Below are 21187 nucleotides of genomic sequence, written 5' to 3'. Positions count from 1 at the left end.
TAATATTTTTTTCTAATAATTTTTAGACGATAAAAGGACACAATTAAATGAGACGTAGTAGGCATGAAGTAGGGCGTTGGCGTATGTTAAGACAATCCCTACGTCGCCGTAGACGCTGGTTAGAAGGGCACTCAAGGCGGAACATGCGCATCTATGCAATGCGTAAAATTGACATTTACCATCGTCGACATTCCCTGCTTTTTACCCAATGGATTGAGTAAGGTTATTACAGCGTACACTCACATTTTTCACTTTGTATGACAAACCTTATTGAATATGATTGCTATTTGCATTTAAACTATCAGTCATATTCTTTTTGGTTGACAGGTGTAGGGTAGAAATTGCATATGCGTTGGATGCGTTGGACTTTAATTATCGTCGTTTCATTATCTATTCATGCGGGTCTTGCAATGGCATGGATTTTTAATCAACCTAACTTGGTCAGAGACCCTGAACCATTGACGATTGCTATGGTTGCTTTTGCCGCCCCTGAGCCTGCTTCTGAGCCCGTTGAGCAGGTTGAAACACCGGTAGAGCCCGAACCAGAGCCCGTTATAGAGCCCGAACCCGAACCGGTAGTTGAACCCGTCATTGCATTACCTAAGAAAAAGCCTGAGGTGAAGAAAAAGCCTAAGCCAAAACAGGAAGAAAAGAAAAAAATTAAAGAAGATGTTAAGCCAGTTGAGAAGCAATTGGCGATGAATAATCTTAAATCAGACGTCATTGCACCGAAAACGAATAATAGCCCAATAAAGACTGCAAACAATACAGGGGCAAGTAATAGTCAATCGACTAAGAAAGGTGGCCCTAGGGCTCTGCATAAACAAGCTCCTGCTTATTCAGAACGTGCGCGTCGTTTAGGTAAAGAAGGGTATGTGAAAGTTCGCTATGATATCAATGATGATGGCCGAGTGACAAATATTGAATTTGTTGAAGCTACACCTAAAGGGCTATTTGAGCGAGACGTAAAACGCGCAATGAACCGTTGGACTTTTGAAAAGCAACCCGCAAAAGGCTACGTGACTGAAATTTATTTCAAATTGGATGGCACTGTTAGTCAAGTCTAATGGATATTATTGGGCTGTACAAAAAAGCACCACAGCGATGATGGTGCTTTTTGTTTTTTACATAATGAGTGGAGTAGAAAACTTATGCTTCGTTAGTTTTTTGATCTGAACTTGCTAACTGAAAATGTTGTTTTTCTTTGGGTAATGAACGTGGGGTGCTATCGTCATTAACGGCAACATAGGTGAATACTGCATCAGTTGCACGATAACGTTGGCCAACAGGCTCCGTTGCGACTTTTTTTACCCAAACCTCAATATTAATGGTAATTGAGCTTTTCCCTGTTTTTAGACAGCGTGCATAACAACAAACAACATCGCCTACGGCAACGGGTTTTTGAAATTTAATGCCGTTTACCGCCACAGTGACCACACGCCCTAGCGCAATTTCTTTTGCTAAGATAGCGCCACCTATATCCATTTGTGACATCAACCAGCCGCCAAAAATATCACCATTTGCATTAGTATCTGCAGGCATGGCTAATGTACGTAAAACTAACTCACCGTTCGGCAATTGCATATCTGACTCGTATTAAAAGGGTTATTACTTTTGATTTTGCATTTATAACAAATTACATATGCAATAGTAAACTGGAACCACTCAGTTATTGATTGATAATAGCTATTTAATTGAATTGCTGCAAAAATAAGATAAATATGATACTCATTATTAATAAACGACGTCTAAATTTGGAAAGAAAATCAATTTTTGCAAAGAAACAGCAAGAAGTGTTTTTCATATTTAGTCAATTGATTGAATTGGCTATACTCAATAGTATGAAATTTATTTATTTACTTAGAGGTATGAAATGAGATTGTTATTGGCAATATTATTACCTTGGTTGCAATTTTTTACGATAGGGCGTCCTTTTGCTGGGATCATTTGCTTAATCTTACAAATTACGCTTATTGGTTGGTTACCTGCCGCTATTTGGTCGGTATATGCGCTATCACAGTACAATACAGATAAAAAGATTGAAAAAGCATTTGGTGACAAACGCTATTAACATATAAAGAAACCTGCTAATGGATATGCAATTAGCAGGTTTTTGACGCTATTTTAAATTATTCTTCGTGATTTTCTGCAGGCTCTTTAACCATATTTTTAAAAATATAGACCACACTCAATACTGTAAATATTAGTGTTCCTGCTGTCAGACCAAAGACTTTGAAATTGACCCAGATATCTTGAGCCATCCAAAAAGCAACGTAAATATTCAGCAATGCGCAGAAAATAAAGAAAATAGCCCATGCACTATTGAGTTTGGTCCAATAACTATCGGCTAATTTTATTTCTTGGTTACTGCCTAACATTCGCTGAATTAAAGGCTTCTCAGTAAACCATTGGCTGAAGAGTAGTGCGCCAGCGAATGCAGCATAGATAATAGTGACTTTCCACTTAATAAATGCATCACTATGGAAAATAAGCGTTAAGGCAGCAAAGCCCATCACGATTGCACAGGTAATTTTTGCAACTTTTTCAACCTTCTTATAGATAAGATAAGTTGCTAATAATGCTAAAGGGGTGGTCACCATTAATGCACCACTCGCATAGAAAATATCGTATCTTTTATAGACAATAAAGAAGATTACCAAAGGAATAAAATCAATAAGTTGTTTCATAACAGTGAATGCAGCGCCTCAACGTAAAGGTAATAGCCTAGTTTAACCGATTTTGGCATCAATTGTTAAAAGTTTGCACCTTTTTACCAATAAACATGCTTTGTTACCAATCATATTTGCACTATTTTACGATAATTTGACTTACTTCTAGATAAACTTTATTAGTTCGGATATATATAGTATAGAAAATAATTTAACTTACTAATTTATAGGTACTTTTCCCCCATGATAAAGGCAAGGCTATTTGTCTGGATGCCAGGTTTAAAAACACTGTTTAACTATCAACGTGCTGACTTAGGCCCTGATGTTAAAGCAGGGTTGTCTGTCGCTGCGGTTGCTTTACCTGTTGCTATTGCCTATGCCGAATTAATGGGGGTGAATGCAATTGTTGGATTGTATTCATGTATTTTACCCATGTTGTTCTATGCGTTATTTGGCACGTCGAAACAATTAATTATTGGGCCTGATGCTGCAACATGCGCGGTGATTGCAGCCGCTGTCGCTCCACTCGCAATGGGGGATGAAACTGTTCGTTGGCAGCTGATTATCGTCATGAGCTTTATGACCGGGGTTTGGTGTTTGATTGCAGCAAGATTTCGTTTGGGGACTTTCGCAGATTTTTTATCTAGACCAATATTGCAAGGCTTACTGAATGGGGTCGCCCTCACGATCATCGTTAGTCAAATTAGTAAAGTATTTGGTATTACGACCTTGCCTTCAGGGTTTATTGAGCGATTAATAGCTTTTCCATTAGCGTTAGTGGAAACACATATTCCGACATTATTAGTTGCTATTGTAACATTGGTAATTACCTTAGTGATTAAGCGAGTGCGCAGTAAGTGGCCATCTTTGTTAATTGCAATGGTTTTGGCAACAGCAGCGAGTATTTTATTTAATCTTGAGCAATATGGTATTAGCACCGTTGGGGATTTAGGTGAAGGGCTCCCGCATATACCACTGCCTGATTTTCCACCAAGTTTACTCCGAGACCTTGTTATTCCATCATTAAACTTAGCCGTGATTAGTTTTGTCAGTTTTATGATGACGGCTCGCAGTTTTGCGAGCAAAAATGGTTATACCGTCGATGCAGATCAAGAATTAAGAGCGTTAGGGATGGCAAATATTGCTTCTGCTTTTGGCCAGGGGTTCGCGGTTAGTGCTGCGAGTAGCCGCACTGCGGTTAATGACATGATGGGGGGGAAAACGCAATTAGTTTCCCTCGTTGCTGCGGTAACTATCTTAGCTGTTTTACTTTTCTCCATAAATTTATTGGAATATATCCCTATGCCTGCTTTAGGGATGGTTTTAATTATATCTACTTATTCCTTACTCAGTTTCCGTAGTATTTTTTCGATGCGTAAACGCAATAGAGAAGCTTTTTTCTTATGTGTTTTCACATTATGTGCAGTGCTGGTGGTTGGCTTGATCAGTGGTGTAGGCTTAGCGGTTCTATTGGGTTTATTGCAGTTTGTCCGGGTCATATTTAGGCCGACAGACCAACTATTAGGCGTAGATGAACACGGTATGTTGCATTCGATGACATCAGAAAATGATATTCAAGAAGTTGATGGAGTCCTTATTTATCGTTTCAATTCTCCACTCACCTATTTCAATGTGAATTACTTTAAAGAGCGGTTAAATAAACATTTAGATAATCAACGGAAGAGGCCGGCTTGGGTGATTGTGGATGCTGCCGTCAGCTTTACGCATAATGATGTGAGCGTATTTTCCACATTGAATGACATTGTGACATCTTTGAAGGCGAAAGGGGTAACTTTGGTATTAGCGGGTCGGAGAACCTCGCTTAATCGTTGGTTAGAACAAAATAAAATTAATCGTTCAGATGATGACCTATTAGTGGTACCTGATATTTATTTTGCAATTCGTTTAATTCAAAGTAAGCAACAGATCCAAATGAAATGTGTTGAAGAAAGAAAAGCACAAGAGAGCCAAAGGGATTCAGGTATATTAGAGCATGATTGTGAGAATCGAATTACACCAACGGATACTTACTCAGATAACTCTTAAAAATAATGTAAATAGAAAGGTATCTTTTGATACCTTTCTATTTTATTTAATTATATTAATTTTTAGTGATCAGCATATATAAACGATAAAAGTAAATTAAAGCGAATGCAGCTACAACATTATTGAGTAAAAAAGAGATACCATTAATAAGGATATGATTCATATTAAGGTTACCCAATAGCACACTGATAAGCATTTGAGCTGCCATCCAAATTAAAATCATCGGTAAGACAACACGCCAGTTTGCATAGGCCAATTTCCAGCTTTTTCCCATCGCACTGAAGGAGTTGGTACTTTCTGTTATTAAAATTGCTGGCGCTAAGGAAAACCCAATGGCGAGAACAATGCCGGGTAGAACCATAATTGTGATGCCTAATTGGATCAGCAGTGAGCACACAACCAACAGAAGAAACATAGAAGGTGCTTTGTTCAGTGATGATGTTATCGCTTGAAGACCTGTCATATCTTCGCCACGTGACATCCTCGAGATATAGGATAATGTGCCACAAATAAGGAGCAAGCTGCCAAGAGTAACGGAAAGAATCAAACCAAAAGAAACACGCAAAATACTGCTTTTATCTTCTTCAGATAGACTTAGGATCCAGTCTTGTAAGCCCGTATTACCAGACTCAATCATCTTACTCTGTGCTTGTGCAAGAACACCTATCATCTGTTCATTGGGGATCATCATCGCATAAATGACAAGGCTTACCACGGTGGCTAAGAGCACAATGGTGAGGAGGCCACTCAATTGATTTTTAAAGAAATTGATACTATCACTAATGAGTGAGTTGGCCGAAATGGACATGACACTGCTCCTATCTACTAACGTGATCAAAATTTTAATCTAATTGTAACTGAGTATCTCGCCTAGAGGTAGAGAAAGATAATAAAAATCGGGAGGTTAAGAAAAATATATTGTTCATGATGCTCGAATTTAATTAACTAAAAAAATGAGCTTATATAAATTGTATTTTTTATGCATGTTTAAATGTTGAAATAAATATTTATATTTAGAAATCAAATTTTTATTTTGTTAGTTACTTTATAAAAATTGATTTAAATCAAAAATAAAAAAACAATAAATGGAATAATAAATCCATATTTATTGGTTTACCTATAAATTAGTAAAAGATGTGATCTTGATTTGAACATCAATTTAAATAATACGGTATATTTTCCTAAAATAAAAACATAGGAATGGGATTGATAATGAAAAAACTCACTGCGCTTGTATTAGCTGCTGCAACTTTAGCTCCAGCAGTTTCTATTGCTCATGAAGCTGGCGACTTTATTTTCCGTACAGGTACTGCAACGGTACGTCCAAATGCGGGTTCTGAAAATGTATTAGGTTTAGGTTCATTTGATGTTAATAACAATACTCAATTAGGTTTAACATTTGGGTATATGATTACTGATAATATCGGTGTGGAATTATTAGCAGCAACTCCGTTTGAACACAAAGTTGGCGTAGGACCGTTAGGTACAATTGCAACTGTTAAACATTTACCACCAACTTTAATGGCGCAGTATTATTTTGGTAGTAAAGAAGATAAATTACGCCCTTATTTAGGTGCCGGTGTTAACTATACCTTCTTCTTTGATGAGAAATTTAACTCAACAGGGAAAGCTAACGGTTTATCAGATCTTGATTTATCAAGCTCTTGGGGCTTTGCAGCACAAGCAGGTATGGACTACATGCTGACTGATAACTGGATGCTGAATGCTTCAGTGTGGTGGATGAATATTGAAACTGATGTGAAGTTTAAGCATGAAACATTGGGTAATCAAAAAATTGATACTCGCCTAGACCCATTTGTATTTATGTTTGGTGCGGGTTACCGTTTCTAAGAATTTGATTGGACGCAATACAGGTACTACCTGAATTCTGAAGGATTAGAGAGAAGTAGGAAATCCGAGAATATTCGTATTCTCGGATTTTTCAATTACTATTAAAATCGAACATATATTTAACAAGTGATAATCATAATAATAACAAATCATGATGATGATATTTATAATATATTAATTAGTGTTATAGAGTGATAATAAAGTAAAGGTACTTATTGGTTTTCACTATTTAGGGCGATTAATAAAAATTAAATAAAATATTGAGACTAATTACCTTGAAATAAAAAAGCCGAATACAGGAGCATATTCAGCTTTAAGATATTATTCAAATTTGCAATATTAAATTACCAAAACCATTGCACGTTTAACCCAGCATTGACACTGCTAGTTTCATATTCATCCGGCTTATAAAGTGGTACACCTAGAAATAAGTCATAACTGAATATATTAGCATTACCTCTCATGCCTATAGCCGTACCTAATAATTGGTCATCAGAATAGAGGCCTAGTGGATAAACACCTCCAAATATTCGGCCATAGTCAAGTGCGTAGTAGGGATAAAAGGAGAAGCCAGGGATATAAAAGTTAAATTCATTTCGTAAATAAAACCCCTTATCTCCGATTAGTGAAAACTCTTCATCAAAACCACGTACAGTCCAACGGTTACCTAACGAGAATTGATCTTGGATGGTTAAACGGTCTCGTGAATATTGTACAAATAATTGTGGGTTATAACTCATCACAAAATCATTGAACGCAAAAGGGAGCATTCCTGAAACATCGAGAGTGAATAGTCGCCCCATGGTGCTGACATCACCGTATTTCATATCCCAGCTTTCGTCGGCTCCAAACCAAGGTACGTTACGTTGATAGTAAATTGAAGCGTCAACAGTTGAGTTATCAATATTCTGTCGGTGGCTAACGCCAAGCTTCAGACTGGTTAAGTCGCGTTGTTGTGAAAGTAAGGTGATATCTTCTAATTTATATTTTGATTTACGCTTAATTAGTTGAATAGATGCGGTATCTTTATAAGTTTGTCCACGTAAAAATACATTACTTGCTGTCGTATTATAATATTTACTATCACCATAGTACTTATAACTAGCAATAGTATCATTAATGGTTTGTTTATATTCACTTTTGCTAGCATAGAGAGAGAAAAGCCAATAGTTATAAGGAACTGAATAATAAATCGCAGCATTACTACTATTGCGTGCTTGGTTCTTTAAATTTTTACCCACTGATACATATATAGTATCATTTAAGCTTGTTAGGTTGTTTCCATAAAGGGTAACGCCAACTTGGTCTTTACCCGTTTGCCGGCTGCCTGAGTTATTATAGTAACCACCAGTGTTAAAGTGAGGTGACTTTTCCCTTTGGATTGAAATATCTGAAGTTGAGAATTCTTTACCTGGCGCTAGCTCGATATTGACTTTGGCTCCAGGTATACGCTCAAGGTTTTCTAAACCTTGTTCAATATCGCGAATGTTTAGGATATCGCCTTCTCTAGCAGGTATGATTGCTCCTAAAGTAATATAGGTATCACTGCCTTCCGTTAATTTCACGTTAGCGACCTTACCAGGGATTATTTGCAAAGTTAACGTACCATCGCTAATGTTTTGTTCAGGAATATTAACCCGAGTTGTTACATAGCCTGACTTAATTATTTTATCCTGTAGGCCTTTAGCGAGTGTTTCTACACCGTTAATACCAATACAAACACCAACGACTTGATTTGCATATGTCTCTAAAGGTCGCATTGATGGGAACTTTGGCTCGGAAAGCAAAATAACTCGTTTCATTTCAAAGCAGTCTTTCTCATCATCAAAAACTAAAATATTGTTTGCTTGTTCTCTGTTTTTACCTAAAACGTCTTTAGTTTCTAATTGTGTTTGTTGCTGACGAGATCTATCTTGTGTTGCTTGATTATTGATCTGTTGATCAATGATTTGTGCAGTATTACCTGATACGTATAATGGAAAAGATAATAAAGTTAGTTGCATCTGCATCAACAAAGTTATTACCAGTAATAACATTAATTTCTTTAGCTGTAATATTTCCACGAATAACTGCCGAACGAGCGATGATATCTGTTGGTGAGTCTGACTGTAGACGGTTGTTAATCGTGATTTGGCCATTTGAAACGTTGTAGCCAAGAATATCACCAGCTGCAACAATAGGAATGCCCGTTGTTAAGGTTGCTCTATCTGTATAAAATAAGAGTAAAGCACCTATATTGCTATATATATAGCTATTTATACGTTTGATTATAAAATAATAAATGATATCAATGGGTAATATTTACTCTGCTATGGTTTTGGTAAGGGTAATTATCAAAGTGGTAATGCGTAGCCACTACTTTGAATAAAGCTTGATTTGGTAAGTTTTTTTTATGATTGAGTGAGCTAGTAATTATAATGAAAAATAAATTACGGCTATTTAGAGTGTATAAATATATGTAAGGGAATTTAAGTTAAGAAGTGATTGTGTGAAAAATGAACTTGTCATTTTATCTCTTTATAAAAATGTTTTGAAGCAATCAAGCCATTAATTTTAAATATGGCTTGATTACTATTTATTCTTTATCTATTTTTGTGTTGCTGCTTTCATTTTTACAACAAACTCAGTTAATAAATTAAGCATGATGTCAGGGCGACTAAGATTATTTTCAATAATTTTAACTACCGCAGAACCTGATATTGCACCAGCTGCACCATTTTTAATCGCCTCTTTTACCTGTTCAGGCTCTGATATTCCAAAGCCTTGTAGGGCGGGAGCTGCGCTATATTGGTTTAATTCACTCAATAAATGGGCCAATGGCGTTTCAGCACGTTTTTCTGTGCCGGTCACACCTGCACGTGATACTAAATATGTATAACCTTGGCTATATTTTCCAATTTGTTGAAGTAGCTCATCACTAGCATTTGGTGGGCAAATAAAAATAGGCGCAATGTTGTGAGCTCGTGCAGCTTCACGAAATGGCTGTGATTCAGACATAGGAACATCTGCAACTAATACCGAGTCAACGCCTGCTTTTTCGCAGCGAATATAAAAATTTTCGATGCCATTGGTAAATACTAGATTTGCATATACTAATAACCCGATAGGAATAGTAGGGTGTTTTTCTCTAATGCGGCTGAGTAATTCGAAACAAATTGTCGGGGTGATTTCACTTTTAAATGCGCGTAAATTCGCATTTTGGATAGTTGGGCCATCTGCCAGTGGATCGGAAAAAGGAATACCAATCTCTAATGCATCAGCACCACCAGCAATCAAGGCATCGACAATTTTTAATGATAATTCAGCATCCGGGTCACCTAAAGTGACAAATGGAACAAATGCGCCTTGGTGGTTCTGAGCTAAACGTTCAAAAAGTTGGGTGTAGCGTTCCATTAGATTTCTCCTTTGCTGGCTAAAATATCATGTACTGTAAAAATATCTTTATCACCACGGCCAGACAAATTGACGATTAATAACTGTTCTTTATTCGGTTCTTTCTCCGCCATTTTTAATGCATAAGCGAGAGCATGAGATGATTCTAGCGCAGGAATAATCCCTTCCTTACGTGATAATAATTTAAACGCATTTAAGGCTTCATCATCGGTTATGGAAACATATTCTGCGCGACCAATACTGTTTAAATGGGCATGCTGAGGCCCAACGGAAGGAAAATCTAATCCTGCAGAGATGGAATACGACTCTTCAATTTGACCCTCACTGGTTTGCATCATCGGTGATTTCATACCAAAATAAATCCCTACACGACCATGTTTTAATGGAGCGCCATGTTGCCCTGATTCAATCCCTAATCCTGCAGGTTCAACACCAATTAATTTCACATTTTCTTCTGGAATAAAAGAGGCAAATAAGCCTATTGCGTTTGAACCGCCACCGATGCATGCAACTACCGCATCGGGTAAACGGCCTTCTTTTTCGAGAATCTGTTGTTTTGCTTCGTCACCAATCATGCGTTGGAATTCACGTACAATTGTTGGATATGGGTGAGGACCCGCCGCTGTCCCTAATAAATAGTGTGCTTTATCATAGCTGCCAGACCAGTCCCTCAATGCTTCATTACAGGCATCTTTCAAGGTTGCTGAGCCACTGTGAACAGGAATGACTTCAGCGCCCATCAATTTCATACGAAATACGTTGGGAGATTGGCGTTCAACATCTTTTGCGCCCATATAGATACGGCATTTCATGTTCAATAATGCACAAGCAAGCGCTGTTGCAACCCCATGTTGCCCAGCGCCAGTTTCTGCAATAATTTCGCTTTTCCCCATTCGCTTAGCCAGTAGTGCTTGGCCTAATACTTGGTTTGTCTTATGGGCGCCGCCATGTAATAAATCTTCACGTTTTAAATAGAGTTTTGTTTTTGTACCTGCCGTTAAATTTTGGCACAACGTGAGTGCAGTCGGGCGACCTGCATAGTTTTTTAGCAAGTCGTGAAACTCACGAATAAATTCAGCATCATTTTGTGCGTCGATAAACGCATCTTCTAATTGGTTTAATGCGGGAATAAGAATTTCTGGGACATATTGTCCACCAAACTCGCCAAAATACGGATCTAATTTGCTCATTATCGATTGTCCATTTTATCAGTTACATTAATTGGTGTTGGAGTTTTATCTTTCGTTGTGTATTAGTGAGCCGTTGATTCGGCTAACAACGCTGACAACACCAAATTTATTTTTTGTTCGCTTTTTATGCCAGGTTCAATTTCAACCCCTGAATTAAAGTCTAATCCGTTGCACAGTAACTTTGCCGCGTCTAGGCAATTATCAGGGGTAAGCCCGCCCGCTATCATTAATTTCTGTGTTGTGGACGAGGGGGCTGCTGACCAATCGAAGGTTTTGCCAGTTCCACCGGAGCCATTATCCAGCAGTAACACATCAATACCTTGTGTGTCGTAGTCATTTAAAGTCGTTCGTGACATATCGAGTGCTTTCCAAACTTCACAGTAGTTTGGTAGAAATGTTCTTAACGTATTGATATAAGAAGCATCTTCTTCACCATGTAATTGCACAGCAGATAAAGCAAGCTGTTTGGCGATATGGGCAACAAAATCGGCAGATTGATTGCGAAAAACACCGACATATTTTAACGGTGCGGCATGGATGATATTTTGCGCCTGTGACAACGTCACTTTGCGGGGGGAGGTTTCAGCAAAAATCAACCCGCCGTAGTGTGCTCCTGCTTCAAATGCGGCTTTTGCGTCTTGTTCGCGGGTTAAACCACAGACTTTATGTTCTCCTACTAACAAGCTTCGAATGGCTTTATCTAGGTCAGCTTGCTCCATTAATGCACTACCAATTAAAAAACCATTCGCAAATTGTCTTAGCGACTGAATATGTTGATGCTGATGAATACCTGACTCACTGATCACAATGGTACCCTCCGCTAAGCGGGGGGCGAGTTTACGAGTTCGATTTAAATCAATAGAAAGATCACGTAAATCGCGGTTATTGATGCCAACAACCTTAGCTTTTAACCGAATAGCTCTCTCTAATTCTTCCTCATTACTGACTTCCGTTAATATTCCCATACTAAGTTGATGAGCAACTTCAGCTAATGCTATATATTCATCATCATTTAAGACAGATAACATCAGTAAGATAGCATCCGCTTGGTAGTAACGTGCAAGGTAGATTTGGTATGGGTCAATGATAAAATCTTTGCATAACACAGGTTGCTTTACGGTATTACTGACAATCGTTAAGTAATCCATTTTCCCTTGAAAATATTTTTCATCAGTAAGAACAGAAATCGCAGATGCGTAGGGCGCATAAGTTTTAGCTATCATTGCAGGGTCGAAGTCAGCACGAATCAACCCTTTTGAAGGAGAGGCTTTTTTGCACTCTAAAATAAAAACAGGGCGTTTTGCGCTTAGTGCGTGATAGAAACTACGCTGACTAGGCTGAATATCAGCAATAAAGCTCTCTAACGGTTGTTTGCCTTTGCGTTCGATTAAATAGTCAACTTTATCATCAACAATTTTTTGTAAGACTGTCGCTTTCATTTTATTGTTTCCTTGCCGCGAGTGCTGTAACGCGATCAAATGCTTTACCGCTACGAATAATTGCGAGTGCGTGTTCGCTGTTCTGTTTTAAGTCTTCATGGCCATTAATACGCATCAACATGGCAACATTGGCCGCTACAGCCGCTTCGTGAGCGGCTTGCCCATGGCCTTGAAGTAAATGACTAAGCAATACGCGGTTTTCATCTGGTGTACCACCTTCTAAGTCACGTAATTGATACGGTTTTAACCCAAAATCATCTGCAGTTAATTGGTAATGTTGTACTTTACCATCTTTTAGTTCAGAGACTTGAGTGACTGCATGTAATGAAACCTCATCCATTCCTCCACTGTGTACCACAGCTGCACGGGTGAAACCAAGCATCTGTAATGTTTCAGACACCGGTTTTACCAATGACGCTTGGTAAACACCGATAAGCGCAATTGGCGGACGAGCAGGGTTAATTAATGGGCCCAATACATTGAATAACGTTCGGGTTTTCAACTGAGTGCGTACAGGTGCAGCATGGCGAAACCCACTGTGATATTGCGGTGCAAATAAAAAGCAAACTCCAAGATCATCTAATGCGTCACGAGCACTTTGTGCACTGAGATCTAGAGCGATACCAAAAGCCGCAAGTAAATCTGAAGATCCTGAACGGCTCGAAACACTACGATTACCGTGTTTGGCAACTTTAATACCACATTCAGCAGCAACGAATGCGCTCGCTGTTGAAATATTGATACTATTTGCACCATCTCCACCCGTGCCAACAATATCACTGAATGAGTAGTCAGGACGAGGAAAGGGTTGTGCATTTTCTAAACAAGCCAGAGCGGCTCCAGCAATTTCTTGTGGTTGTTCACCACGCATTTTCATGCTGATTAATACAGCAGCTAACTGAGGCTCTGTCAATTCACCTTGAATGATGGCATTAAACAAGAACTGGCTTTCTTGTTGAGTCAGCGGTTGCGCTTTAAATAATTTATCATAAATATTTTGCATAATTGGCTCTTTAGTATTCCGTTAGTGCGAATGAGAGGATTCGATTGCATTGGGAGTAGAAAGAGCCCATGCCACGGTATTTTCTAACAACTGTTTGCCTTGCGTTGTTAAAATGGATTCAGGATGAAACTGGAATCCACAAACTCTATCGCTATCATTACGTACAGCCATGACCATGCCATTTGACTGGGCACAAATGGTCAAGCTTTCAGGAATTTGGCTACCAACAAGAGAGTGGTAACGAGCCACTGATATTGGGTTTTCAAGATGATTAAACATGGCTAAACCATCATGTGTGGCTATTGATGACTTACCATGCAAAATTTCACCTGCGGCAGAGACGGTCCCACCATAGGCTTCTACGATAGCTTGGTGGCCTAAACAAATACCGATAACAGGAATTTTGCCTTTTACTCGCATTAAAACTTCTGGCATTGAACCTGCTTCGCTAGGTTTTCCTGGACCAGGCGATAAGACTAAAATTGGTGAAACCATTTGTTCTAATACAGATAAAATATGTTCTACATTGACGGTGTTGCGGTAAATAACCACGTTATGGCCACCTGCACGCAGTTGGTCTACTAGGTTATAAGTAAAGGAGTCAACGTTATCGAGCAGTAAAATATTCGCCATTAGAATAACTCCTTAACTTGGTGTGCTTGGGCAATTGCGCGGATCACAGCACGTGCTTTATTTCGGGTCTCATCGGCTTCGGCTTGAGGGGCGGAGTCTAGAACGACGCCTCCTCCCGCTTGTACAGTGGCAATGCCATTTTCTACGTACGCGGAGCGAATAACGATGCAGGTATCAAAATCACCATTTCCTTGAAAATATCCTACGGCTCCGCCGTATGATCCGCGGCGCTCTTGTTCATATTGCGCAATCAGCTGCATTGCTTTTACCTTTGGTGCCCCCGTTAAAGTTCCCATATTCATACAGGCTTGATATGCATGAAAAACATCTAAATCTTGGCGTAATGTTCCCACGACATGAGAAACTAAATGCATTACGAAAGAGTAGCGATCAACTTTAGTTAGGTTGGCAACATAGCGGCTACCCGCTTCACAGATACGTGCTAAATCGTTGCGCGCTAGGTCAACTAACATAATGTGTTCAGCAAGCTCTTTTTCATCTGAACGCATGGAAAGCTCAATTCGGCTATCTAAATCAAGGTCTAATTCACCTTGTGCGTTACGGCCTCGAGGGCGAGTTCCAGCGATTGGGTAAATTTCGACCTTGCGATTTTCTGTCGCATATTTGAGTGCGCTTTCAGGCGAAGCGCCAAAAAGTGTGAATGCGTCATCTTGCATGTAGAACATATAAGGGCTTGGGTTTTGTGCTTTGAGCTTTTGGTATGCAATCAACGGATGCGAGCACGGCATCGTAAATTTACGTGAAGGCACAACCTGAAAAATATCACCACGGTATATGGCTTCTTTTAATGAAGTAACAACATCCCCATATTCTTGGTCATTTTTGTTTATCGATACGGCAAAATCGGGCGCAGTTGCTAAAGGAAGCGCAGGTAAGAATGGCCGACACGAAGCAATAATTTGTGCGTGACGCTGCTTAACAGTTTCGACATCTTGCTCATTTTGGCTAAATAAGCTGCTTTTTAGCCGAGCAGCCTGATTTTGATGGTCAATCACTAAATAATGCTCAGCAACAAAAAAACAATAGTCAGGGCAGTGATTAACGGTATTAACGTTGGGTAAATCTTCAAAACTTGCGACTAAATCATAAGCAAATAACCCACCAACAAACAGATTTTCAGGCTTTGTCGAATAAGTTTGCGCGAGAGCGGGTAGCGCACGTAAAACGTCCAAACAAGATGCCGCCTTTAGACGGCTGTCTTCGTCTAAATCTTGTGCAGGCAGGCTGAACGTCACCGTTAAACTATTTTCTTGCAGGTTATGATGTGCGATTAAATCTGTTAATTGCGCTAATAGTTTGGGTAATAAAGCCTGGCCATTTGGCGTTAACGCTTCGATTTCAACTTTTTGACCAAAAGCACGAATACGTAGTGCGCTGTTGACAACAAGCAAGCTTTGTAAGTTAGCTTTATTATTAATTTCAGCGGATTCCAACAGCATTGTTGATGGAACTTGATGACACAGATGATTAAATAATAATGTTGGATCAGGCTGATAATTAATTGGGCTATCCAGATACGTAAAATGTGCTAATGTGGTGCTTTGTTCGTTCATTTTGTTGCCTTACATTAATTTTTGACATTAAAAAACCCGCCGAGGAAGGGCGGGTTTGGCACTGAAACATACAATAACTATGCGCGTGCGGCTTCCGCCCAATTTGGGAAGTCACGCCACCAACGATTTGATAAGTTAAATAAAGTCATTGTATGCCTCACTGGATAAACTGATTATTTTTGGTCTTGGTTGTCTTGCGTACTAGTTAACTAGATCGCATTGTTTGTGTCAAGGGCTTTGTTAATTTATTAGGAAAAATAGTTTTTCATGGAAATTGGAGAAGATATCAATATGTCGACAGCCTCGACGCCATTAGTGACTCGCTATGATTTGCATAGCCATACGACTGCCTCGGATGGTGAACTCACTCCTGCCGCGTTAATCGAACGTGCGATAGAAAAAGGGGTTAATATTTTAGCAATTACCGATCACGACACTTGTGAGGGGGTACTTGAGGCTCGCCGCTATCTTACTGAAAACGAAAGGCCAATTGAGCTAGTCAATGGTGTTGAAATTTCGACACTTTGGGAAAATATTGAAATACATATTGTGGGGTTAAATTTTTCTCCGTCACACCCTGCTATGGTTGAATTGTTAGAAGAGCAATCTGAGCGTCGTTTCGAACGCGGTATTGAGATGGGCAGGCGATTACAAAAAGCAGGCATTGATGATGCGTGGGAGAACGCACAGCGCATTTCTGGTGGTGGGCAGGTAACGCGGGCACATTTTGCACAATATATAGTGCAAATAGGTAAAGAAAAAACGATTAATAACGTGTTTAAGCGCTATTTATCAAAAGGGAAAACAGGATATGTCCCTGCGAAGTGGTGCTCAATTCAAGCCTCCATTGACGCAATCCATGCGGCAGGCGGTGTTGCGGTATTGGCTCATCCTGCTAAATATCAACTATCCAATAAATGGTTAAAACGGTTGGTTGCGCATTTTAAACAGTGTGAAGGGGATGCCATGGAAGTTTCTCATTGCCAGCAACCACCAAATGAAAAGCAATATTTAGCTGAATTAGCCAACAATGCTAATTTACATACATCTGTTGGTTCAGATTTTCATCGACCATGTTCTTGGATAGAACTTGGCCGAAACTTATGGCTACCTAATGATGATAATGCAGTTTGGACGCTTTGGAATGCAGTAAAAAGCAGCTAATCAATTGATGTATTAATAATGCGGTGTAAAATAATTATTATAAGTGATGATTTATTCTGAGTAGGTCATCTCATGGAATTAAGAGATAGTAGCATTTATAGGTATTTTTGCCGGGTGATGCTGTCGATACCCAAAAATTAGAGGTATGTATGAGCCAGTTTTTTTATATCCATCCGGACAACCCTCAGGCAAGACTTATTAGCCAGAGTGTTGAAATTTTAAATAAAGGTGGTGTGATTGTTTACCCTACCGACTCAGGGTACGCCATTGGATGTCGTTTAGAAGAAAAAGATGCTCTACAGCGCATCTGTCGTATCCGTCAGCTGGATGCTAACCATAATTTCACATTAATGTGTCGGGATCTCTCTGAGCTATCGAATTACGCGCATGTTGATAATACCGTTTTTCGTTTAATTAAAAATAATACGCCGGGTAATTACACCTTTATTTTACGGGCAACGAAAGAGGTTCCGCGGCGTTTAATGAATGAAAAACGTAAAACTATAGGCTTGCGTGTGCCGTCGAACCCGATTGCGCGAGATTTACTCGAAGCGGTTGGTGAACCGTTGATGTCAACGAGTTTGATTATGCCCGGTGATGATTTCACGCAATCAGACCCTGAAGAAATTCGCGATTTACTTGATAAACAAGTCGATTTAGTGATCCACGGTGGCTATATTGGGCAAAAACCCACAACGGTGATTGACTTTACTGATGATATACCGGTTGTAGCACGAGTCGGAACTGGCGATCCAACGCCTTTTGAGTAAATATCACTATTGTAAAGTCTAAGGTTCAGTACTGAATTAAATAAAATAGTATTGAAAGTGCGATATACAGATAAGTAATAGGGGTTCAGGACAAACCTGTGTATAATGCGCGGGTTTTCAAATTCATTGCTTTTTGGTGCGGCAAAAATAACGTGCCAAAAAGGTATTTGACGCCTGTGAAGGCGACAGCAGAGGGTTACATGAGCGTAAAACCGCAAAAAACTGAAAAATTACAGAAAATCCTTGCTCGTTCTGGGCATGGTTCTCGTCGAGAAATCGAAACATTCCTGCAAGCGGGTCGTATTAGTGTTGATGGCAAAATTGCTACACTAGGAGACCGTGTTGAAGTCACACCCGCAACAAAAATTCGTTTAGATGGCCGTTTATTAGCGATCAAAGAAGCTGAAAAGGAAATCTGCCGTGTAATGGCTTACTACAAGCCAGAGGGCGAATTATGCACACGTCATGATCCTGAAGGGCGCCCAACCGTTTTTAACCGTTTACCACGGTTAACGGGAGCACGCTGGATTGCTGTTGGCCGTTTAGATGTTAACACAAGCGGCTTATTGCTATTCACGACAGATGGTGAGTTAGCTAATCGTTTAATGCACCCTAGTCGTGAAGTTGAACGTGAATATGCAGTACGCGTATTTGGCGAAATTAATGATGCAAAAATTCGCCAGTTAATCAATGGTGTACAACTGGAAGATGGTCCAGCTTCTTTTAAAACGGTTTCTTATCGTGGCGGAGAAGGAATGAACCAGTGGTTTAACGTCACCTTGACTGAAGGGCGTAACCGCGAAGTCCGTCGCCTTTGGGAATCTGTTGGTGTCCAAGTCAGCCGTTTAATCCGTGTGCGTTATGGTGATATCGATTTACCAAAAGGCTTGCCTCGTGGAGGATGGACGGAGCTTGGTTTAGAGCAAACTAACTATCTTCGTGAGCTGGTGGAATTGCCAGTAGAAACGGAAAGTAAGGTTGCTGTTGAGCGTGACCAACGTCGTATTAAAGCGAACCAAATTCGCCGTGCGGTAAAACGCCATACACAAGTCGCATCACGTCCTGCATCAAAACGTCAATCATCAAGACCAACAGCGAAACGTCGTACTCGCATCTAGACTGATTGCATATCGAATATTAAACACGCTGGGGCCATCCCCTCAGCGTGTTTTTGTCTAATTTATTGTCTATTAAAATATATTAGCTTTTATATGAGAGAAATTACCTATCTTAGGGTAATGATTGAATTGAACATAACCTTATTAATAATAAGAAAATTAATGGTCTAGTTCACATTATTATGAAACCTATCAATAATAGATAATATTTATGAGACATTTGTCTCATTTTAATGTAACTAAAAGTCTTAGTATGACCTCTCTTGTGAGATATGACTCACAAACATTGGTTTATTAACTGATAATAAAGGCAAAATTACAGATAAACCTATTACTTACCCAGTTTATCCAGATAAATAAAGAATGGTTTAAGTGGATAAACCTGAATAAGGACGAAACATGAAAAAAATAACACTGACTTTGAGTGCGATTGCATTGGCATTAAGTTTTACCGCGACGTCTCAAGCAAAAATTCCAATGCCAGAAACCGTAAGCCCTGGCGTTACCGTTGTTGAACTTGCTCAACAACAGCCTGTCCATTGGGTTTCCATCGAGCAAATTAAACAAAGCCTAGAAGGAAAATCTCCGATGGCTGTTGGGTTTGATATCGATGATACGGTGTTATTTTCGAGCCCAGGTTTTTACCGTGGTAAATTAGAGTTCTCACCTAACGATTTCAGCTATCTCAAAAATCAGCAATTTTGGGAAAAAATGAATAATGAGTGGGACAAATTCAGTATGCCAAAACAAGTGGGTATTGATTTAGTCAAAATGCACTTAGAGCGCGGTGACACTGTTTATTTCATTACTGGTCGTACGAAAACCAAAACAGAAACAGTAACTAAATACGTTCAGGAAGGTTTAGCAATACCGGCAGATAAAATGCAACCTGTCATTTTTGCGGGTGATGAGCCAGGCCAAAATAATAAAGTAAGCTGGATGCGTGATCACAAACTTACCATATATTATGGTGATGCTGATGCCGATATCGCAGCAGCGCATGAGTTAGGTATTCGCGGTGTGCGTATTTTACGCGCAGCAAACTCATCTTACCAACCATTGCCAAAAGCAGGGCGCTTTGGTGAAGAGGTTGTGATTAATTCAGAATATTAGTTCTGTTATGAGTAGAATGAAGAGGAGGTCAAATGACCTCCCTTTTAAGCGTGAACTATTTTAGTTAGTTAATACAGAATCAATGATCACTCGATTACCTGAAATATTTCCTGTTGTTCCATTCGTGACGATAGGGCTGGTAACTTTAGTGGTATTAGTAGAACGTAAAGTTCCATATTGGTTATTAATGCGGTTTTTTGAATCAATAGTTAGGTTTTTACCGGCTATCACTTCTCCAGAGTAGTTTTCTAATGAACCTATATTAAGCTTTTGGTTATTAGGCGCTGTAATTTTCCCATAATTATTATTGAGTGCTGCTTTGAGATTAATATCAACATCAACATCATTGCGTACTGCAGAATTATTTTTTACATTTGCAACAATAGAACCATTGATATTATGTAACGTATCACCTTTAACTTTAATGATACCATTATTGGTTTGTAAGCCGCCATTTTGGTCTGTTAGCCCAAATTTGGTATTAAATGCCATTAATGGCCACCGAGCGTGCAATTAAATCTGTCGGAGAATTGGTATCTAATCTCCCATTGATGGCAATTTTACCTTGCTGCACATTATAGTTAGCAATAGAACCATCATTTGCTAGCTCTACTTTACCCGTTGTCAGTGTTGTACGGTTCGTATTGATAAAGCCACAGTTGTTACATGTAATACCCGATGCATTAGCAACGATAACTTGTGCTTTTCCACCTGCAACTTCAATCATGCCATTTAAGGTGGTTGCCGAATTCGAATTTATTTCGTTTAAAATCACTTTAGCTCGCCAGTTGGCCCATTACCTTGATTTAATATACCAGCACCATTAGTTGGTGTAATTGCCGCTTGGGCAACAGTAGAGGTTCCAACGATTATTGAAATGCATAAAAAGAGTGGGTTAAATTTCAATTTAGTGAAATTTAAATGAGAGCTTGAAGCGTTTTTCATATATATTCCTTAAAATAAAATAGAAAAATCTAAGATAACTAACAATCCATTATTGCAGATTAATTATGCTTAAATAGAAAACTAAATAAAATTAATAATGTTAACATGGGTAAATATATCGTTATTAATTGATAAATAACCAAAGCTGATTAAAAGCGGATGAATATCAGTTATTTTAAAATAATTTCTTTTTTATCATATGGTTGTGTTTGGGTGCTTTTGGTCTAATAAGGGAGTTTTACTGATGTGGTTATACGTATCCAGTTTAATGAAAATGAT

At 39.0% G+C, this 21187-nt stretch carries 20 protein-coding genes, 1 pseudogene and 1 other annotated feature; of the genes and pseudogenes, 9 read left to right on the top strand and 12 right to left on the bottom strand.

Going from position 1 to position 21187, the window contains the following annotated elements; all coding sequences use genetic code 11:
• Positions 1-47: 47 nt before the first annotated feature.
• A complete protein-coding gene (locus tag PR809_RS07895) occupies positions 48-221 on the top strand; it encodes a YciY family protein (RefSeq protein WP_004254127.1) in 174 nt (57 codons plus the stop codon).
• A 126-nt stretch (positions 222-347) separates the two neighbouring features.
• Positions 348-1067, top strand: a complete 720-nt coding sequence (locus PR809_RS07890) for a TonB family protein (protein WP_166264895.1) — start codon at positions 348-350, stop codon at positions 1065-1067.
• Positions 1068-1149: 82 nt separating this feature from the next.
• Here the strand turns inward: PR809_RS07890 and yciA are convergent, their stop codons facing one another.
• The gene (yciA, locus tag PR809_RS07885) at positions 1150-1584 is read right to left on the bottom strand and encodes an acyl-CoA thioester hydrolase YciA (protein WP_102138639.1); all 435 of its coding nucleotides are present in this window, start codon (positions 1582-1584) and stop codon (positions 1150-1152) included.
• 289 nt (positions 1585-1873) lie between these two features.
• Between yciA and PR809_RS07880 the strand changes: the two genes are divergently transcribed.
• Positions 1874-2071 (top strand): YqaE/Pmp3 family membrane protein, encoded by a 198-nt coding sequence (locus PR809_RS07880; RefSeq protein ID WP_004911118.1) that lies wholly within the window; start codon positions 1874-1876, stop codon positions 2069-2071.
• A 58-nt stretch (positions 2072-2129) separates the two neighbouring features.
• Here PR809_RS07880 and PR809_RS07875 read toward each other — a convergent pair whose 3' ends face one another.
• On the bottom strand, positions 2130-2687 hold the full coding sequence (locus PR809_RS07875; protein WP_166264898.1) for a septation protein A: 558 nt from the start codon (positions 2685-2687) through the stop codon (positions 2130-2132).
• A gap of 225 nt (positions 2688-2912) precedes the next feature.
• On the opposite strand from PR809_RS07875, the gene PR809_RS07870 reads away from it, so the two are divergent.
• Positions 2913-4715 carry a SulP family inorganic anion transporter gene (locus PR809_RS07870; RefSeq protein ID WP_195697162.1) on the top strand — a complete coding sequence of 601 codons (1803 nt, stop codon included), beginning with the start codon at positions 2913-2915 and terminating at the stop codon, positions 4713-4715.
• Between the two features lie 55 nt (positions 4716-4770).
• On the opposite strand, the gene PR809_RS07865 is transcribed toward PR809_RS07870, so the two are convergent.
• Entirely contained in the window at positions 4771-5523 is a 753-nt protein-coding gene (locus tag PR809_RS07865; RefSeq protein WP_206277161.1) for a YciC family protein, read from the bottom strand.
• A gap of 404 nt (positions 5524-5927) precedes the next feature.
• Here PR809_RS07865 and ompW point away from each other — a divergent pair, with 404 nt between their 5' ends.
• The gene (gene ompW, locus PR809_RS07860; RefSeq protein WP_195697161.1) at positions 5928-6566 is read left to right on the top strand and encodes an outer membrane protein OmpW; all 639 of its coding nucleotides are present in this window, start codon (positions 5928-5930) and stop codon (positions 6564-6566) included.
• A 344-nt stretch (positions 6567-6910) separates the two neighbouring features.
• On the opposite strand, the gene PR809_RS07855 is transcribed toward ompW, so the two are convergent.
• From PR809_RS07855 to PR809_RS07830, 6 genes and pseudogenes are all read right to left on the bottom strand, one after another.
• The gene (locus PR809_RS07855) at positions 6911-8722 is read right to left on the bottom strand and encodes a ShlB/FhaC/HecB family hemolysin secretion/activation protein (RefSeq protein ID WP_166264906.1); all 1812 of its coding nucleotides are present in this window, start codon (positions 8720-8722) and stop codon (positions 6911-6913) included.
• A 430-nt stretch (positions 8723-9152) separates the two neighbouring features.
• Positions 9153-9959: a tryptophan synthase subunit alpha gene (gene trpA, locus PR809_RS07850; RefSeq protein ID WP_181489773.1), complete on the bottom strand. Its 807-nt coding sequence runs from the start codon at positions 9957-9959 to the stop codon at positions 9153-9155.
• The gene (trpB, locus tag PR809_RS07845) at positions 9959-11149 is read right to left on the bottom strand and encodes a tryptophan synthase subunit beta (protein WP_102138632.1); all 1191 of its coding nucleotides are present in this window, start codon (positions 11147-11149) and stop codon (positions 9959-9961) included. The genes trpA and trpB overlap by 1 nt, the downstream gene beginning before the upstream one ends.
• 62 nt (positions 11150-11211) lie before the next feature.
• On the bottom strand, positions 11212-12588 hold the full coding sequence (gene trpCF / locus PR809_RS07840) for a bifunctional indole-3-glycerol-phosphate synthase TrpC/phosphoribosylanthranilate isomerase TrpF (protein WP_206276935.1): 1377 nt from the start codon (positions 12586-12588) through the stop codon (positions 11212-11214).
• A 1-nt stretch (position 12589) separates the two neighbouring features.
• A pseudogene (gene trpD, locus PR809_RS07835) lies at positions 12590-14224 on the bottom strand (bifunctional anthranilate synthase glutamate amidotransferase component TrpG/anthranilate phosphoribosyltransferase TrpD).
• On the bottom strand, positions 14224-15798 hold the full coding sequence (locus PR809_RS07830) for an anthranilate synthase component 1 (protein ID WP_206276932.1): 1575 nt from the start codon (positions 15796-15798) through the stop codon (positions 14224-14226). Before PR809_RS07830 ends, trpD begins: the two are co-directional and overlap by 1 nt.
• A 26-nt stretch (positions 15799-15824) precedes the next feature.
• Positions 15825-15926, bottom strand: a sequence feature (Trp leader region).
• 163 nt (positions 15927-16089) lie between these two features.
• Between PR809_RS07830 and rnm the strand changes: the two genes are divergently transcribed.
• The 4 genes from rnm to aphA all read left to right on the top strand — a co-directional run bounded on the left by rnm (position 16090) and on the right by aphA (position 19963).
• Positions 16090-16962 (top strand): RNase RNM, encoded by an 873-nt coding sequence (gene rnm, locus PR809_RS07825; RefSeq protein WP_206276937.1) that lies wholly within the window; start codon positions 16090-16092, stop codon positions 16960-16962.
• Between the two features lie 149 nt (positions 16963-17111).
• Positions 17112-17732 carry an L-threonylcarbamoyladenylate synthase gene (locus tag PR809_RS07820; RefSeq protein WP_206276931.1) on the top strand — a complete coding sequence of 207 codons (621 nt, stop codon included), beginning with the start codon at positions 17112-17114 and terminating at the stop codon, positions 17730-17732.
• A 200-nt stretch (positions 17733-17932) separates the two neighbouring features.
• Complete coding sequence (gene rluB / locus PR809_RS07815; protein ID WP_168222841.1) at positions 17933-18850, top strand: 23S rRNA pseudouridine(2605) synthase RluB; 918 nt, start codon at positions 17933-17935, stop codon at positions 18848-18850.
• Between the two features lie 399 nt (positions 18851-19249).
• On the top strand, positions 19250-19963 hold the full coding sequence (gene aphA / locus PR809_RS07810; RefSeq protein WP_206276930.1) for an acid phosphatase AphA: 714 nt from the start codon (positions 19250-19252) through the stop codon (positions 19961-19963).
• Positions 19964-20023: 60 nt separating this feature from the next.
• Here aphA and PR809_RS07805 read toward each other — a convergent pair whose 3' ends face one another.
• Genes PR809_RS07805 through PR809_RS07795 form a run of 3 tightly spaced genes read right to left on the bottom strand, consistent with a single transcriptional unit; the run spans position 20024 to position 20908 of the window.
• Complete coding sequence (locus PR809_RS07805; protein ID WP_206276929.1) at positions 20024-20455, bottom strand: hypothetical protein; 432 nt, start codon at positions 20453-20455, stop codon at positions 20024-20026.
• Complete coding sequence (locus tag PR809_RS07800) at positions 20445-20738, bottom strand: two-partner secretion domain-containing protein (RefSeq protein WP_272524503.1); 294 nt, start codon at positions 20736-20738, stop codon at positions 20445-20447. The genes PR809_RS07805 and PR809_RS07800 overlap by 11 nt, the downstream gene beginning before the upstream one ends.
• A complete protein-coding gene (locus tag PR809_RS07795) occupies positions 20735-20908 on the bottom strand; it encodes a hypothetical protein (RefSeq protein WP_206276928.1) in 174 nt (57 codons plus the stop codon). Before PR809_RS07795 ends, PR809_RS07800 begins: the two co-directional genes overlap by 4 nt.
• Between the last annotated feature and the right edge of the window lie 279 nt (positions 20909-21187).

The sequence above is a fragment of the Providencia sp. PROV201 genome, assembly GCF_028479545.1.
Taxonomy (GTDB): domain Bacteria; phylum Pseudomonadota; class Gammaproteobacteria; order Enterobacterales; family Enterobacteriaceae; genus Providencia; species Providencia huaxiensis.
This window is presented reverse-complemented; position numbering and strand designations above follow the sequence as displayed.